At 52.4% G+C, this 16,075-nt stretch carries 16 protein-coding genes; 11 read left to right on the top strand and 5 right to left on the bottom strand.

Going from position 1 to position 16,075, the window contains the following annotated elements; all coding sequences use genetic code 11:
• Positions 1-42 precede the first annotated feature (42 nt).
• Positions 43-633 (top strand): disulfide bond formation protein B, encoded by a 591-nt coding sequence (locus C0081_RS06405; protein WP_101532987.1) that lies wholly within the window; start codon positions 43-45, stop codon positions 631-633.
• Here the strand turns inward: C0081_RS06405 and C0081_RS06400 are convergent.
• Complete coding sequence (locus tag C0081_RS06400) at positions 630-1,271, bottom strand: DNA-3-methyladenine glycosylase family protein (protein WP_101532986.1); 642 nt, start codon at positions 1,269-1,271, stop codon at positions 630-632. The genes C0081_RS06405 and C0081_RS06400 overlap by 4 nt on opposite strands.
• A gap of 119 nt (positions 1,272-1,390) precedes the next feature.
• On the opposite strand from C0081_RS06400, the gene gluQRS reads away from it, so the two are divergent.
• Positions 1,391-2,296 (top strand): tRNA glutamyl-Q(34) synthetase GluQRS, encoded by a 906-nt coding sequence (gene gluQRS, locus C0081_RS06395; protein WP_101532985.1) that lies wholly within the window; start codon positions 1,391-1,393, stop codon positions 2,294-2,296.
• On the opposite strand, the gene C0081_RS06390 is transcribed toward gluQRS, so the two are convergent.
• Positions 2,274-3,230, bottom strand: coding sequence for an AEC family transporter (locus tag C0081_RS06390; protein WP_101532984.1), 957 nt, complete (start codon positions 3,228-3,230; stop codon positions 2,274-2,276). The two genes, gluQRS and C0081_RS06390, sit on opposite strands and share 23 nt — an antisense overlap.
• A 209-nt stretch (positions 3,231-3,439) precedes the next feature.
• On the opposite strand from C0081_RS06390, the gene C0081_RS06385 reads away from it, so the two are divergent.
• The gene (locus C0081_RS06385) at positions 3,440-4,537 is read left to right on the top strand and encodes an ATP-binding response regulator (protein ID WP_101532983.1); all 1,098 of its coding nucleotides are present in this window, start codon (positions 3,440-3,442) and stop codon (positions 4,535-4,537) included.
• On the opposite strand, the gene C0081_RS06380 is transcribed toward C0081_RS06385, so the two are convergent.
• Positions 4,534-6,522, bottom strand: coding sequence for a protein meaA (locus C0081_RS06380; protein ID WP_101533022.1), 1,989 nt, complete (start codon positions 6,520-6,522; stop codon positions 4,534-4,536). The two genes, C0081_RS06385 and C0081_RS06380, sit on opposite strands and share 4 nt — an antisense overlap.
• Positions 6,523-6,894: 372 nt before the next feature.
• Here C0081_RS06380 and ccrA point away from each other — a divergent pair, with 372 nt between their 5' ends.
• Positions 6,895-8,187 carry a crotonyl-CoA carboxylase/reductase gene (gene ccrA, locus C0081_RS06375; protein WP_101532982.1) on the top strand — a complete coding sequence of 431 codons (1,293 nt, stop codon included), beginning with the start codon at positions 6,895-6,897 and terminating at the stop codon, positions 8,185-8,187.
• A gap of 79 nt (positions 8,188-8,266) precedes the next feature.
• On the opposite strand, the gene C0081_RS06370 is transcribed toward ccrA, so the two are convergent.
• Entirely contained in the window at positions 8,267-9,172 is a 906-nt protein-coding gene (locus C0081_RS06370) for a YihY/virulence factor BrkB family protein (protein WP_101532981.1), read from the bottom strand.
• A gap of 138 nt (positions 9,173-9,310) precedes the next feature.
• Entirely contained in the window at positions 9,311-9,493 is a 183-nt protein-coding gene (locus C0081_RS23185; protein ID WP_180966790.1) for a hypothetical protein, read from the bottom strand.
• Here C0081_RS23185 and C0081_RS06365 point away from each other — a divergent pair.
• From C0081_RS06365 to C0081_RS06330, 7 genes are all read left to right on the top strand, one after another.
• The gene (locus tag C0081_RS06365) at positions 9,492-10,304 is read left to right on the top strand and encodes a DMT family transporter (RefSeq protein WP_245417868.1); all 813 of its coding nucleotides are present in this window, start codon (positions 9,492-9,494) and stop codon (positions 10,302-10,304) included. The genes C0081_RS23185 and C0081_RS06365 overlap by 2 nt on opposite strands.
• A 327-nt stretch (positions 10,305-10,631) precedes the next feature.
• Positions 10,632-12,311: an acyl-CoA dehydrogenase family protein gene (locus tag C0081_RS06355; protein WP_101532978.1), complete on the top strand. Its 1,680-nt coding sequence runs from the start codon at positions 10,632-10,634 to the stop codon at positions 12,309-12,311.
• Positions 12,312-12,445: 134 nt separating this feature from the next.
• A complete protein-coding gene (locus C0081_RS06350) occupies positions 12,446-13,276 on the top strand; it encodes an SDR family oxidoreductase (protein WP_101532977.1) in 831 nt (276 codons plus the stop codon).
• A gap of 171 nt (positions 13,277-13,447) precedes the next feature.
• Complete coding sequence (locus C0081_RS06345; RefSeq protein ID WP_101532976.1) at positions 13,448-13,636, top strand: twin transmembrane helix small protein; 189 nt, start codon at positions 13,448-13,450, stop codon at positions 13,634-13,636.
• A gap of 132 nt (positions 13,637-13,768) precedes the next feature.
• Positions 13,769-14,344, top strand: a complete 576-nt coding sequence (locus tag C0081_RS06340) for an acyloxyacyl hydrolase (protein ID WP_101532975.1) — start codon at positions 13,769-13,771, stop codon at positions 14,342-14,344.
• Between the two features lie 130 nt (positions 14,345-14,474).
• Positions 14,475-15,053, top strand: a complete 579-nt coding sequence (locus C0081_RS06335) for a cob(I)yrinic acid a,c-diamide adenosyltransferase (RefSeq protein WP_101532974.1) — start codon at positions 14,475-14,477, stop codon at positions 15,051-15,053.
• 127 nt (positions 15,054-15,180) lie between these two features.
• The gene (locus C0081_RS06330) at positions 15,181-15,864 is read left to right on the top strand and encodes a rhomboid family intramembrane serine protease (RefSeq protein ID WP_101532973.1); all 684 of its coding nucleotides are present in this window, start codon (positions 15,181-15,183) and stop codon (positions 15,862-15,864) included.
• The last annotated feature ends 211 nt before the right edge of the window (positions 15,865-16,075 follow it).

Raw genomic sequence — 16,075 nt, 5'->3', positions numbered from 1 at the left:
TAACAGACCATCGCAAGAGCATTGAATTGAAAGACACGATCAATGAAATTGACAGCCCCTATCGGAAACACACAAAGCCTTGCGGCCTCTCTCCTATTGCTTGGTGCACTCTTTATCTCAGCCTGCTCCCTAGGGTTTGAGCATATTGGCGGTTTTCAACCTTGCCAGCTGTGCTACGTCCAGCGGCACGTGCATTATGCCATGATACCGTTATCGGCAATCTCCATTATCATCATTATGCGCGGGGCGCCTGCGACGATGGTCCGGCTGTTGTTTGTGGGGTTGGCCGGTGTGCTAGCCTATGGTGCTGTGGTCGGCTTTTATCAGGCCGGAGCTGAATGGGAATTTTGGCTAGGGCCAAACGATTGCACCAATTCCGTTACAATTACACCAGACGCCACCAATCTAATGGCACAATTGCAGAGCACCAAATTGATCAATTGCTCCGTTGCACAAATGCGCATCCTCGGCCTTTCCTTTGGCGGCTGGAACGTCGTGCTTTCAACTGGCTTGGTCACCATCGCTCTGATCGGTGCTTTTGCTAGCAAAGATGCATTGGCTCCGCTGTTCAAACGCCTGCCATTTTTGGGACAATGGATGACTGCCATCAGCAAACCCGCACAAGCCCACTAAATCACCCCGTCGCGACCCGATTTAAGGTCACGATAAATCGCCCAGAACAAATGTGCAGCTGCGCTGCGTTCTGGTGCCCAAAGATTTTGCGCCAAAGCGGCCAAAGCCTTTTCTTTGGGACGCACATCCATCTTAGACACATGTGCGACAGCCACTTGAAGAGCCAAATCTCCTGCGGGAAAAATATCACCCTCTCCAAGACAAAACAGCAAATACACGTCCGCAGTCCACGGACCAACGCCATGCAAGCCAATAAGGGCTTTTTTAACATGGCCCGCATTGCGCTCGCCCAGGGCATTCAAATCAAACCCATCCAACATGGATTGCGCGATGCTTTGCACGGTTTTAATCTTGGGCCGTGAAAGAGAACACGTGCGCAGGCCTTCCTCGCCCACTTGGGCCAATTCAGCAGGGTCGCACTCAGGAAAGCGCGTTTCAAACTTCTGCCAGATCGCACGCGCCGATGCGACGGAGACCTGCTGCGCCAAAATAATCTGCAACAACCCCGAAAGCCCGCTTTGCCTCTGCCGAAGCGGAATTGGCTGGCAGGAAACCACATAATGCGCAAGCCGTGGATCGCGCGCCACCAAGCGCTCAAGGGCTGCATTTAAATCATCTTGAGACTGCAATTTGACCATTGCTTGCTCCTTAAGGATTCGAACGAAATGCAGACTGACATGGACCAGTAGACGAAACCTAGCTCAAAAGGCTATCAATGCAGATGCAATCCTGTTTCCCCTAAACCGAACTTTTATCCATGACGCCAGTCTTTCGATTCGCACCCAGTCCAAACGGCGCCCTGCATCTCGGGCATGCCTTTTCAGCCATAATCAATTTCGAAGCGGCAAAGCGCACATGTGGGCGCTTTTACCTTCGCATTGAAGATATTGATACCATGCGCTGCACCCAAGACAAGATCGAACAGATGCTGGACGATCTCGGTTGGCTGGGCCTTACATGGGACCAACCGGTTCTGCGCCAATCTCAGCGGCTTTCCCTGTATCAAGACGCGCTCGAAGTCCTTCGTCAAAAGGGGCTGATCTATCCATCCAGCGCCAGCCGAAAAGACATCCAGAAAGCTGTCTTAAAGTGGGAGACTAACACCCAAAAACAATGGCCGCGCGATCCGGACGGCGCTCATCTCTTCCCCCGTGCATTGCTTCCAGACACAGAAATAGGCAAAGGCACCGTCGCTTGGCGTTTGGATATGCATAGAGCATTGGAGATTGCAGGCTCGTCTTTGACTTGGACAGAAACCGGCCCCAAAAGCCAATCCTACCCAAAACCAGAGATCATCCCGGCCCAACCAAACGCGTGGGGTGATGTGATTCTGGCGCGCAAGGATACGCCAACCAGTTATCACCTGTCCGTGGTGATAGATGACGCCGCGCAAGACATCTCGCATGTGGTGCGCGGTCAGGATCTCTTTTGTGCCACTAGCCTGCACCGGCTGTTGCAAACCCTTTTAGACCTTCCTGCTCCACTCTATCATCATCACCGGTTGCTGACCGATGGTTCGGGGCAGAAATTGTCAAAATCACGGGGAGATCTGGGCTTGGCAAGCCTGCGCACGCGCGGTGCATCGCCCCAAGACATTCGCCAGCTTGTTCACTGGTCAGAGGATGATCTCAAGGCCTTTATCATTGCACCATCAGGTCTCTAGCGACTGAAATCCAGAAGGGCAATGTGATAAAGCCCATCAGAACCGACAGAGAAATGGTATTGGCCGACAGGCGATGGCCAACGCCAAAATGATCGGCTAGCAAATAAGCATTGACCCCTGTTGGACACGCAGCACCCAGAATAATAACGGCAACCCATTCGGCGGGTAGTGAAAAGATGGTGGTGGAGACGAGCAAGAAAAGCGCAGGAAATGCCACAGTTTTAAGAAGTCCCAAGACAAGAGCAGGGACAACGTCACCGCGCAGGCCATATTCACGCATGCTCATGCCCATAGAGATCAGCGCCAAGGGCACAGTCACCGGAACAATTTTGTCAATCACAACCGCTGCCAAAGTGGGGATGGGCAACCCCATTAGCCCCCAAAGCCCCCCTGCCAAGATCCCCACGACAATCGGATTTCGCACCAAGCCCTTGAATACCTTTTGCAGGGCAGCACCAATATCAAGTTTTGTATCCTTCTCGCGACCGTAGGTTTCCACCATCAGCGAACTGGCAAGCATCATCACCGGGAGATGTATCGTTAACAGCATCACCAGAGGAACCAACGCATCTTCACCAAAAACCCCCGAGATTATGGGGATACCGAGCAAAACGAGATTGGAAAAGCCGGATGAAATGCCAGCGACGGCCAAAACACTGCCTTCGCGTCCGAACACAAAACGAATAACCAGCATGCCCAAAGCCCAGATGGAAAACACACACAGGAAATAGGCACCCCATAGAGACCATGGCGCCTGATCCCCGATATTGCTGGTCGCCAATGAGCGAAACATGAGAAGCGGCAAAGGAACGGAAAATACAAATTTCGAGAGCGCTGCCCCCACTTCTTTCGGAATCAAACCGCTGACAACGAGAATATATCCAAGGGCAATCAGAGCAAAAATGGGAAAGACAAGGGAGAAAATATCAACCATGCAGGACTCCAGTGGGCAGTGAGAAATTGCAAAAATCAATTGGAAGAAAAGAGCTTGAGCATTAGGACAATACAAACACCCTATTGGCCCAACACAGAAAATTCCGATGCAATCAATATTGGAGGTGGCGGGAAAGATAGGAAAAAGGCATCATACAAAAGAACCGACGCCCCGATTAGCACACCATAAAAGTGCCTATAGCATATAAAATGAAACTGAACAGCAATGAAATCGCTGAAAACACTCAGAAAACAGACCGTTTTCGTCACGATTTGCGCACCCATCTGGGCGCGATCGTTTCTTTAACCGACCTGATCAGGCAGACGCCGTCTCCACAGGATTGTGCACCCTTGTTGGATGCTCTGCATTTAGCTGCCGACAATGCTATGGCCATAGTCGAAGGGGGAACCGATTTGCAATCCCCTCTTGGGCACCAACCGGAACAATTGCTAAGACTGCTTGGTAATTTTGACCAATTGGCAAAAGGATTGGCCCAAGCCCACAACACTCGGTTTGAGTTGCACATCTCTGATGAGTTGCGCGATCAAGCCCCGGCCATTCCCGAACCGACCTATCTGCACCGTGTGCTCATGCTGCTCTTGGATAACAGCATCAAATATGCAGACGGAGCACCAATTCAGCTCTCCGCAGCTGTCAAATATCACAAAACACAGAGCCAAATTGAGTTGATATTCTCCGACACCGGCGCCGGTTTTGGCGACCAAGACCCAATGCTGTTGTTCGAACCCTATCATCGGGGCAAAGCTGAGCCTTCTATCGCCGGCTCCGGTTTGGGTCTTTGGAGCGTACGAAACATCATTTCTGTTCTGGGAGGAAAAATCCAAGCGCAGGAGAACACACCTTCGGGGGCCAAGATCACCATAGATCTGCCATTCGAAACCGAACAGACAGCTCCTGACGGCCCCTCTGCAAAAGAGCAAGCATCCACCAGCAAACCGCTGCACATATTGCTGGTGGATGACAATCAGACCAATCATCTCATTCTGGGAGAGATGCTTGAGGCGATGGATTGCGAATGCCTCCACGCCTCAAGCGGGCACCAAGCTTTGCAGTTGTTGCGCCAAACGAGACCGGATCTGGCAATCATTGACATCAGAATGGCGCAGATGGACGGTTGGGAGCTTGCGACGCGGATACGCAACACAGACTCTTATGGAGACTTTCCACTCATCGCCCTGTCATCAGATCCTATTCCAGCCCAGATCGCACCATTCGATGATTGGGTCCAGCGCCCCCTCGCCCCAGCCAGACTCTATCAATTGCTTGGCCAAACAAAAGCTAACTAAGCCACGAGCCCAGCGATGTTTTTCATAATTTCGTTAAGCTGAAAGTCCTTGGGTGTGTAAACCGCAGCGACACCATAGCCCTTCAAAACCGCCTCATCGGCAGGTGGTATAATGCCACCAACAACCAATGGCACATCATCAAGCCCGGCCGCTTTCATCTGCGCCATCACATCACCGACCAACGCCAAATGCGAGCCAGACAAGATGGATAGCCCCACCACATGCACCCCTTCTTCCAAAGCGGTGTTGACGATCTGTGCCGGTGTCAGCCGAATGCCCTGATAGACGACTTCCATGCCACTATCGCGCGCCCGCACCGCGATCTGTTCGGCTCCATTGGAATGACCGTCTAAACCGGGTTTGCCAACCAGAATTTTCAATCGGCGCCCCAGTTTTTCAGACGCTGCATTGACCGCCGCACGCACATCGGACAGATCATCATTGTCGACACGAGCAGCTTTTCCAACACCGGTTGGCGCGCGATATTCTCCGTAAACATCGCGTAAAACCTGCCCCCATTCTCCTGTCGTTGCACCAACTTTGGCGCAAACAATGGACGGCTCCATGATATTGGCACCAGACTGAGCAGCCGAGCGCAAGGCCGACAGCGCTGCTTCGACTGCGGTTTGATCACGCGCCTCTCGCCACGCCTTGATCTTGGTGACGGCCTCGCTTTCAACATCAGGGTCAACCGTTAAAATGCCACTGTCTTCACCAGCAGCAAGAGGGGACGCTTCACTTTGGCAATATTTATTCACACCCACCAAGGTCTGATCCCCCACCTCAATGCCCTCAAGGCGTTTGGCGTTGGATTCAACAAGCCTTTGTTTCATATAGCTTGATTCTATCGCTGAAATCGCTCCCCCCATCTCTTCGATGCGGGCCATCTCATCGCGCGCTTCGGCTTTCAAGGCTTCCACTTTGGCGTCGATCTCTTTGGAGCCGTCAAAAATATCGCCATATTCCAGCAGGTCGGATTCAAACGCCATAATCTGCTGCATACGCAACGACCATTGCTGGTCCCAAGGCCGCGGCAAACCGAGCGCTTCATTCCATGCGGGCAGTTGCACAGCCCGCGCCCGGGCTTTTTTAGACAAAACGACCGCCAGCATTTCAATCAAAATCCGATAAACGTTATTTTCTGGCTGTTGTTCGGTCAGCCCGAGGGAGTTGACCTGCACCCCGTAGCGGAACCGGCGATATTTCTCCTCGGTAACACCATAGCGCTCCAGACAAATTTCATCCCACAAATCAACGAAGGCGCGCATTTTGCAAATCTCGGTCACAAACCGCATGCCCGCGTTGACAAAAAAGGAAATACGTCCGACCGCTTGTGGGAAATCATCCTCCGAAACGGCACCGGTTTCTTTAACCGCATCAAGCACAGCAATGGCCGTTGAAAGTGCATAGGCCAATTCCTGCACCGGCGTCGCGCCCGCTTCCTGCAAATGATAGGAACAGACATTCATCGGATTGAACTTCGGCATTTCGCGGTAGGTAAAATCAATGATATCGGTGGTCAATTTCAAAGATGGTTTGGGCGGAAACACATAGGTTCCGCGCGACAGATATTCCTTGATCAAATCATTCTGCGTGGTGCCTGCCAGTTTGGAACGGTCTGCTCCCTGTTCGTCCGCAACAGCAACATACAGCGCCAACAACCAAGCAGCCGTTGCATTGATCGTCATCGAGGTATTCATCTGTTCCAACGGGATCTGCTCAAACAGGGCCCGCATATCCCCAATGTGCGATATGGGCACGCCAACCTTACCCACTTCGCCGCGAGCAAGAGAGTGATCAGGGTCATAACCGGTCTGGGTAGGCAAATCGAACGCTACGGAGAGCCCCGTCTGCCCCTTGGCAAGATTGTTGCGATACAGGCTGTTGGAGTCCCGTGCCGACGAGTGACCCGCATAGGTACGAAAGATCCAGGGCCGGTCCTTTTGTCGCACGTCAAGGCCTCCATCCACACGCTGCCCCTTCATACTTTGGTTCATGGTTCCATGATCACTCATAGCACATCCTCCCACTTCAACCGCTTTGGCACGGCCTTCTTAGGGCTCGTCAATTTGCCCTTGCAAGACCAGCAAATGCCGCAACACCCTACAGCGCTTCTGAATTTCCGCCTCAAGGGACCGCAGACACTCTTACTCCACCGATCCATGAGGCCACACTTGTTCAAGGGCAAGTGTCCCCTTCGCACACGCAAAATGCAAATTGGCAATAAGACGTATATCCTTACCCAAAATAATTTCAGATAGTTTCGCAACTGCGTCATAAACATCAATTTGAACCTCGAATATGCTGCAGTGCAACAGTTATCCATTTTTAGGACATGTATGTCCGGAGGAGAAAAAATGGCTGAGGAACTCCTTACACAGGGCACCACAGGCGAGAAAAAAGATCTTTATGAAATCGGAGAGATCCCACCACTGGGGCATGTGCCAAAAGAAATGTATGCATGGGCGATCCGCCGCGAGCGGCACGGACCGCCAGAGCAATCTTTCCAAGTGGAAATCGTTCCCACATGGGAATTGGACAGCCATGAAGTGCTGGTTCTGAACATGGCCGCAGGCGTCAACTACAATGGCGTTTGGGCTGGTCTTGGCGAACCGATTTCCGTGTTCGACGTCCACAAAAGCCCTTATCATATTGCAGGATCCGATGCGTCCGGCATTGTCTGGGCGGTGGGGCGCAAGGTCACAAACTGGAAGGTTGGCGACGAGGTTGTCATTCACTGCAATCAGGACGACGGCGACGACGCAGAATGCAATGGTGGCGATCCAATGTTCTCACCTACCCAGCGTATTTGGGGGTATGAAACCCCCGATGGATCATTTGCTCAATTCTCGCGCGTTCAGGCCCAACAGCTCATGCCACGCCCCAAACATCTGACGTGGGAAGAAAGCGCCTGTTATGTGCTGACCCTGGCCACGGCCTATCGCATGCTGTTTGGACACAATCCCCATGAACTCAAACCCGGGCAGAATGTCCTGATCTGGGGCGCTTCCGGCGGCCTTGGCGTATTTGGTGTGCAGATCGCAGCGGCAGCTGGGGCTAATGCCGTGGGTGTTATTTCCGATGAATCCAAACGTGACTTTGTCATGAGTCTCGGCGCTCGGGGGGTTTTAAACCGCAAGGACTTTGACTGCTGGGGCCAACTGCCCAAAGTTAACTCCGAGGAATACAACACTTGGTTCAAGGAAGTCCGCAAGTTCGGCAAAGCCATCTGGGATGTCACCGGCAAAGGCAACAATGTTGATATGGTGTTCGAGCATCCCGGCGAAGCAACCATGCCCGTTTCTACCTTTGTTGTGAAACGTGGTGGGATGGTGGTCATTTGCGCGGGAACATCCGGCTTCAACCTGACCATGGATGCCCGTTATCTCTGGATGCACCAAAAGCGCGTCCAAGGATCACATTTTGCGCATCTCAAGCAAGCCATGGCCGCCAACCAGATGGTCATCGACCGCCATGTTGATCCCTGCATGTCCGAGGTCTTCAGCTGGGACCAAATTCCCAAGGCCCATGGGCTCATGCTCGACAACAAACATCAACCGGGCAACATGGCTTGTTTAGTCGGCACCACAAAAACAGGCCTGCGTACGCTTGAAGATGTGATCTTGAACAGCCGCGGTGAAGAAGTTTAAGGTTGGCATTGCATCGCGCTTAACCAACCAAAAGGCCGGATATGTTCGGCCTTTTCAAACTCTTCCACAGATCGCAAATCTATTCCTCGTCCGCCGAGACTTCAGACACCGGCTTTGGCCGCTCCAGATCCTGTTTGCTCACTCTATTCTGCTCAATGCGTCGCCAGCGAATACGCCACGCATTCACCTCGGCCCCATAGAGAAAAATCATCGAGATAATTTGTAGGAAAATCAGTGTTGCAACGACACCAGCCAGCCCGGCATAAACCCGCGCATATTGAGCAAAATGAGAGAGATAATAAGAATATCCCTCGGCCACGGCCCACCACAGCACCAAGGTCGAGGCCACGCCGGGCCAAATATCGGCCCAGTCAATCGCCCGCACAGGCAACCAGCGATGGCTAGCGACCAAGAATACGGTCAATATTGGCAAAGCAATACCAAACCGCACAAGGTCGAACGTGACTTTAAAATCATCGAGCCAGGGCAAATGCGGACTTGCAAGCCTCCAGGCAATCGGAGCCGCAAACAATCCGGCAGCCACCGCAATCATCACGATACAGGCCCCCAGAACACCCAATAGCCCCATCGCGCGACGCGACAAAATGGAACGGCGTTCATAATAACCATAGGCACGATTGAGCCCCTCACGCAGACTCTCTACCATCGAAGTCAAAGTGACCAAGAAGATTACCGCCGTCAGCGACAACAAGCTCCCCGTGCTTTGTGCAATCACCGCATCCACATCCGGCTGCAGGATACCCGCAATCGCATCCGGCAATAGCAGGCTAATCAAATCCTGCAGATATCGACCCAGAGCCTCACCACCGGCCCAAACGGTGATGCCGGTGACCAGCAGCAAAAAAGGAAAAATCGAAAGCAGCATGGAAAAGGCGATGTTGCTTGCCAATGCAAACCCGTGATTATCGGAAAACCGCCAAAAGATACGGACCGGCATCATCACCCATTCCCAAAGAAGGTTCATTCTCAGCCAACCTGACGCCAGATACGAGACCCAAAAGGCGAAACGCGCCTTTGCATTTACGCCCCCTATATAGCTCCAGATGGTAAAAAAGCAACCAACACCTCGGACACCTGGAGCAAACCATTTGATTGGTCTTGCTTACATAATCACGAAACCCAATGAAGTGATGGACAGAACAAGCGCCACCCGATAGACAGAGCCTTTGCCATCCTTAAGTGCCAAAGGCCATACGATGTCTCCCAAATCCAGTGTCTCAATAGGACAATTTGTCCCTGCATTGTTTGTGCTTTTGTGGTCAACCGGCTTTATCGGCGCGCGCATGGGTGCTCCATACTCAGAACCCATGACCTTTCTGACCTTGCGCTTTGGCATCGTGCTGGCATTGCTTTTACCTTTTTCGCTGCTGGCCAAAGCCAGATGGCCAAACCCCAAAAGTGCGTTCCATGCCTTTGTCAGCGGCTTGATGATTCACGGTATCTATTTGGCCTGTGTTTTCTGGGCCATTGATGATGGCATGCCTGCCGGTTTGGCGGCATTGGTAATGGGGTTCCAACCTGTTTTAACCGCCTTTTTTGCACGCGCCATTTTGAAAGAATCGATCACCCGCAACCACATTTTCGGCTTTATATTGGGATTGATCGGCATTTCACTTGTTTTATTGCCACGTCTACAGGGCGGCGCTTTTTCCGTGACCCCCACTCAGATTGCGGCAGCCATTTGCGCGGTTATAACAATCTCGTTGGGAACCATCTACCAAAAGCGCTTCGCATCAAATCTGGATATGCGTGCTGCCACGGTTTGGCAATATTGTGCGGCAACATTGCTATGCGGTGGCCTCAGCCTATTGACAGAAACTCAAACCATTGAATGGACATCCGAATTCTTATTTGCCCTTGCGTGGTTGGTGTTGGTCCTTTCCATTGGCGCCATCTTCCTGCTGCTCTGGCTGATTGAATTTGGCGCAGTCTCCAACATCGCGGCCCTGTTTTACATGATACCAGCAGTCACCGCTGTTATCTCATACCTCCTGTTCAACGAACCGATCACACTCTCGCAGATTGTCGGCATCGCCATCACCGCAACCGGCGTGATTATTGCCAGCCGTGCAAGCCACAGCAAAACCCGCACCTAAAGCATGCTCTCCGATGTCATACGCATCAAAAATAAAATGATGCAGCGCAGCAAGTGCTCGACTTAATCCATTGGCTTATTGCAAAATAGGGCCAAGGGCCTCACTGTGCACTGCAACATAGCACAACCATCACAGGCGCAAGTCATCAGACTCCGGCGTAGCAGCACGACACCACAGGCAAGAGGACCCGTGCCTGCAATCGTGCCTTTGATGTGTGTTGAAATCGGATTTTCGACGGTCCAGATCTGGCTCTGAGAAGGCGTGAAACCAAAATCATGCCCAAACAAACACATCTGTAAACCGTCAAGTGGAAGAGGAGGAAGATCCATGTCGCTGACCATTCCAACAGAAATCATCCAAGCACCGAAAACACTATTTGCGGATATGGATACCGCCGTAACCTCGGTTCAAGACTTACTCAGCGTCCTTATTGAATCGGTCCGCGCCAAGGTCGTTGTTGATGGCCGCATCAAATCTGAGAAAATCGAGGCAGAACAGCGCGCCACTCACGGGCTAGCGTGGGTCGCCACATATGTAGAAGCGCTCAAAGAAATGCGCGGCCACGCAAAGACGATGCAGAGCGAAGGCCGCTATGGCGAGATGGAAAGCCTGATCACCCGCATAGCCTTCTCGGAATATCTGGCGCAGATCTTCGGCGGCATTCCCATGAACCAAGGCGAAATCATCCGCCTGTCCGATTTTGGCATACCCGCCTCAGCCATCAAAACCGCCTACACCCAGACGGTGACAGATCTAATAGACCAAGGCAACACGCCCGCCATCCGCACCCGCCTCGTCGCCTTGATGGAAGCGGCTGAGGGCACCGCGTCTTTTGGAGATGCAGGGTTGGATGAAACGATGGAAGCCTTCCGCGATGAGATGCGCCGCTTTGCCGAAGCAGAAGTCAGCCCCCATGCACATGAATGGCATCTCAAAAACGAATATATCCCGATGGATGTTGTCGACAAAATGGCAGAGATGGGCGTCTTTGGCCTAACCATCCCTGAAGAGTTTGGCGGCATGGGCTTGGGCAAAGAAGCCATGTGCGTGGTGTCGGAAGAATTATCCCGCGCCTATATCGGCGTCGGTTCTCTGGGCACCCGTTCCGAGATTGCCGCTGAATTGATCATTTGCGGCGGCACCCAAGAACAAAAAGAACACTGGCTACCACGCATCGCATCCGGCGAAATACTGCCCACGGCAGTCTTTACCGAACCAAACACCGGCTCGGACCTTGCCAGCCTTAAAACCCGCGCTGTACTTGATGGCGCTTCCTACAAGGTGACCGGCAACAAAACATGGATCACCCATCCTGTCCGTGCCGATGTCATGACACTGATGGTCCGCACCAATCCAAATGAGCCCGGATACAAAGGCCTTTCCATGTTGTTGGCCGAAAAACCACGCGGGGATGACGCCACCCCGTTCCCCGCAGAGGGAATGGACGGCGGTGAAATTGAAGTGCTCGGCTATCGCGGTATGAAAGAATATGAAATGTCTTTCGACAATTTTGCGGTCAAAAAAGAAAACCTGCTTGGCGGCGTCGAAGGGCAAGGCTTCAAACAATTGATGCAGACCTTTGAAAGCGCCCGCATTCAAACCGCGGCCCGCGCCATCGGCGTTGCCCAGAGCGCTCTTGACCTTGGTTTGCGCTATGCGCAGGACCGCGTGCAGTTTGGCAAGTCCTTGATCAACTTCCCGCGCGTCATCGACAAGCTTGCGATGATGGCCGTCGAGATCATGATCGCCCGTCAGCTCAGCTATTTCTCGGCCCGCCAAAAAGACCACGACAAACGCTGCGATCTGGAAGCAGGCATGGCCAAGCTTTTGGGTGCTCGGATCGCTTGGGCCGCAGCTGATAATTCCTTGCAAATTCATGGCGGCAACGGCTTTGCGCTGGAATATCCCATCTCTCGGGTGCTGTGTGACGCACGTATCCTCAATATCTTTGAAGGCGCGGGCGAAATTCAGGCGCAGGTCATCGCACGACGTTTGCTGGACAAATAGCCAGCCGCGCGGCTCAAAGACGTGCAATTAATTAAATCCACATCGAAAAAAAGGGCGGCTCTGCGTGGACCGCCCTTTTCTTTTTTGTTGTGTCTGCTAAATCAAACCGAACAATAAATATCAGAGGACAGGTCATGACACAGCGTTCGATCCTTATTACCGGTTGTTCGACCGGCATTGGTCGCCATTGTGCCCTACGCCTGCATGAGATGGGGTGGCTGGTATTTGCCACAGCCCGCAGTCCGCAAGACCTTGAATCCTTGCGCAGCGCCGGACTGACGGCAGTTTATCTGGACTATACCGACCAGCAATCCATATCCGCCTGCGTTGAGGCAGTGCTCAACCATACCGGCGGCAAATTGGATGCGCTCTTCAACAACGGGGCCTATGGCCAACCCGGTGCGGTTGAAGACTTACCCACCGACATTCTGCGCGCACAATTCGAAGCCAATTTTTTCGGCTGGCATGAGCTAACCCGACAGATCATCCCGGTGATGCGCGCACAGGGCCATGGCCGGATCGTGCAATGCTCTTCCGTGCTGGGCATCATTCCCTTGGCGTTCCGCGGGGCTTATGTCGCATCAAAATACGCGTTGGAAGGATTAACCGATACGTTGCGCTTGGAGCTGCATGGCAGCAATATAAATGTCAGCCTGATCGAACCGGGGCCGATTACCAGTGATTTTCGCAAAACTGCACGCAAAAAATTTCTTAAACACATCAATACCGAACACAGCTTTTTTCAAGATCGCTACCAGAACCGCCTGTCCAAGATGGAATCAGACAAGCCTGACCGCTTTGAACTACCGCCAGAAGCGGTGTTGAATAAACTGATCAAAGCGCTTGATGCAAAACAGGCAAAGGCCCGTTATCCCGTTACATTTCCCACCCATTTGATGGCATTTCTCAAGCGAATATTACCCGTCACCCCCCTGGATTCCTTGCTGCGTAAATCAGGTGACTGACACCACCACCCAAGGAGCAAGGCCACTATTGCTGTTGCTGCAGCTGCTTAGAGGCTTCGTTGGGTCTTGCACGACAAAAGTTCATCTCCCATATGGCTTTTCGCCTATACCCCATTGCTGTTAGGGTGTGATCTATGTGACAGCGACCCAATAATGAAAGCAGAATACTCCATGACAGCGATCCTCCCCGCCTTGGTTCCTATTGCTCTTGTTGCAGTGGTGATCATTTTGGCCCTTGGCCTTTACAATATGCTGCGTGGCGGCTCCCCCAGTCGTTCGCAATCTTTGATGCGCTGGCGGATAATTCTGCAACTTGTCGCGATCATTCTGGTAATGGCAAGCCTCTATTTCATGGGGTAATACGCGTTGCCTACCGTGATCAAAACAGCACGCTTGTGGTACAATGCTAAAATGGACGGCTTTTCCGGTGGAATATTGTCAGCAATTCAGCTAGGTTTGCAGCGGGTAATTTAGGTGCGCACGGATATTCATATGAAAACCACATTTTCGATTTGCAGTCTTGTCGTTGCATTGTCTTGCAGTACAGCGTTTGCTGCTGACTATAACAACGGCTATTTGTCTGACACAGGAACAAGCTTTCTAAGCGAGCTTCGCATGGGTGTTATGGCCCACGACGTTGAGCGCCGCGAAAAAGGCAATGTGGATATTCAAGCTGAAGTGCTGTTTCAACCGTTTGGTGGCCTAGCCGAAGAGCCTTCCTTCTGGAACCGCATTCTGGCTCCAAGCCCTCACATCGGCGTATCCGTGAATACCGAAGGGAACACCTCCTACGCCTATGCAGGTGCCAGCTGGTTATTCCCGATTTTTGGTCCCGTCTTTTTCGAAACCAGCTTTGGCGGCATGGTGCATAACGGCAAGCTCAATGATGTCGATCCCAAACGCGAACCGCTGGGAACACGCGCCCTGTTCCGCGAGACCGCATCCCTCGGTTTTGACTATGACCGCTTCCGTTTCATGGTCACCGTTGAGCATATGTCCAACGCCGGTCTGGGCACATGGAATCATGGTCTGACCAATGTTGGTGGCCGCGTCGGTTACAAATTCTGATCCAGACACCTTAATAATTGCTCCCATGCCTAAGGACGCAATTTCCATTGGTAACAAATCTGTTTAAAGTGCGCCTGAATTCAGTCGCACTTTTTTTATGCCTCCATCAAACAGCAGGAAACTCCGACTCATGGTTCGCCTCAACAAAATCTATACACGCACTGGCGACAAAGGCACCACCATGTTGGGAAGCGGCGAACGCCGCGTCAAACATGACTTACGTGTGGAAGCCTATGGCACAGTGGATGAAACCAACGCCACAGTGGGCCTTGCCCGTTTGCATACGCCGGACTTTGCCCAACTGGATGCCATGTTGGCACAGATCCAAAATGACCTGTTCGATTTGGGCGCGGATCTTTGCACCCCTGATACGGGCGAAGAATTACCCTATGAACCCCTGCGGATGACCAGCGAACAAGTGGACCGGTTGGAAACCCAGATTGATCTCCTGAATGCCGATCTGGAGCCCCTTAAAAGTTTTGTTCTGCCCGGAGGATCCCCCGCTTCAGCCTATTTGCATTTGTCTCGCACCATTTCGCGTCGGGCCGAACGTCTGATCACGGCGCTGGCAGCGACCGACAGCGAAGTCGTATCCCCGCAATGCATCCAATATATGAATCGCTTGTCCGATTTCTTCTTTGTTGCGGCCCGTTGGACCAATGGCAAAGGGGAAAAAGACGTGCTGTGGGTACCCGGTCAAAATCGGTAAATCGAGACTGACAAGCTGTCCATGCCCATGACTTTTGGCACTGATCATAAGTCCATACGGCTCTGGACAGTCACCCGATTAAGCCCGACAGTCGCTCACAACGTTCCACGATGGGAAAGGTTGCTCCATGTTCATCCCTCTACATGACAAGAACAAGCTTGTTCATGTGCGCTGGCAGTATGTGACAATCAGTCTCATCGTGCTCAATGTCATCATTTTCCTGATCACAGAGTCCGGAGCGGGAGGCTTGGTGCTTCAGGATTATGCCATCGCCTTTGGCCTCATTCCAGACCAATATTCAAATGCCGGTGCAATTGCGATCTCTGACCCCATCCTGCTCACAGCACCCATTTCCTATGCATTCCTGCATGCCGACTGGATGCACCTTATCGGCAACATGGCTTTCCTTTGGGTTTTTGGCGACAATATAGAAGACGCCATGGGCCATTTCCGGTATTTGCTGTTCTATTGCCTTTGTGCGATGGGGGCCGCTCTGGTGCACATGCTTGCAAATTGGGGCTCTCCCGTGCCTTTGGTTGGCGCCTCGGGCGCAATGGCGGGGATTATCGCTGCCTATTTGCTTTTGCATCCAGACGTTCGGGTCTGGGTTCTGTTCCTTGGCCGCATCCCTTTGCCCATTCCCGCCATGTATTGTCTGGGCGCATGGATCCTGTTGCAAATATTCAACTCTGTGACCAGTGATGGCGATACGGTTGCTTGGTGGGCCCATGTCGGGGGAGCCTTGACCGGCGCGCTGCTTATTCCCTTTATGAAACGGCGATCAGTGCCTCTTTTCCAGCGCGGCGGATAAATTCCGTATACGTAACGTCATCATAACCGAAAGTCATGGATCTCCGACTTCGGGATTGTTGACAGCCCTTCGTCAGCCCATTACCGTCCACCTCGACCAACGACGCTCGCCGGGCGCCTAAAGCTGATTGTGACGTACAAAGAGAACACTCTCATTCAGCCAAAGGGCCCATAGGGCTGTGCATTTGAAATTACGATGGAACCAATCAATT

The sequence above is a fragment of the Cohaesibacter celericrescens genome, assembly GCF_002866925.1.
Classification (GTDB): domain Bacteria; phylum Pseudomonadota; class Alphaproteobacteria; order Rhizobiales; family Cohaesibacteraceae; genus Cohaesibacter; species Cohaesibacter celericrescens.
Note: the sequence above shows the minus strand (reverse complement) of the source record. Positions and strands in the feature narration are given on the sequence as shown.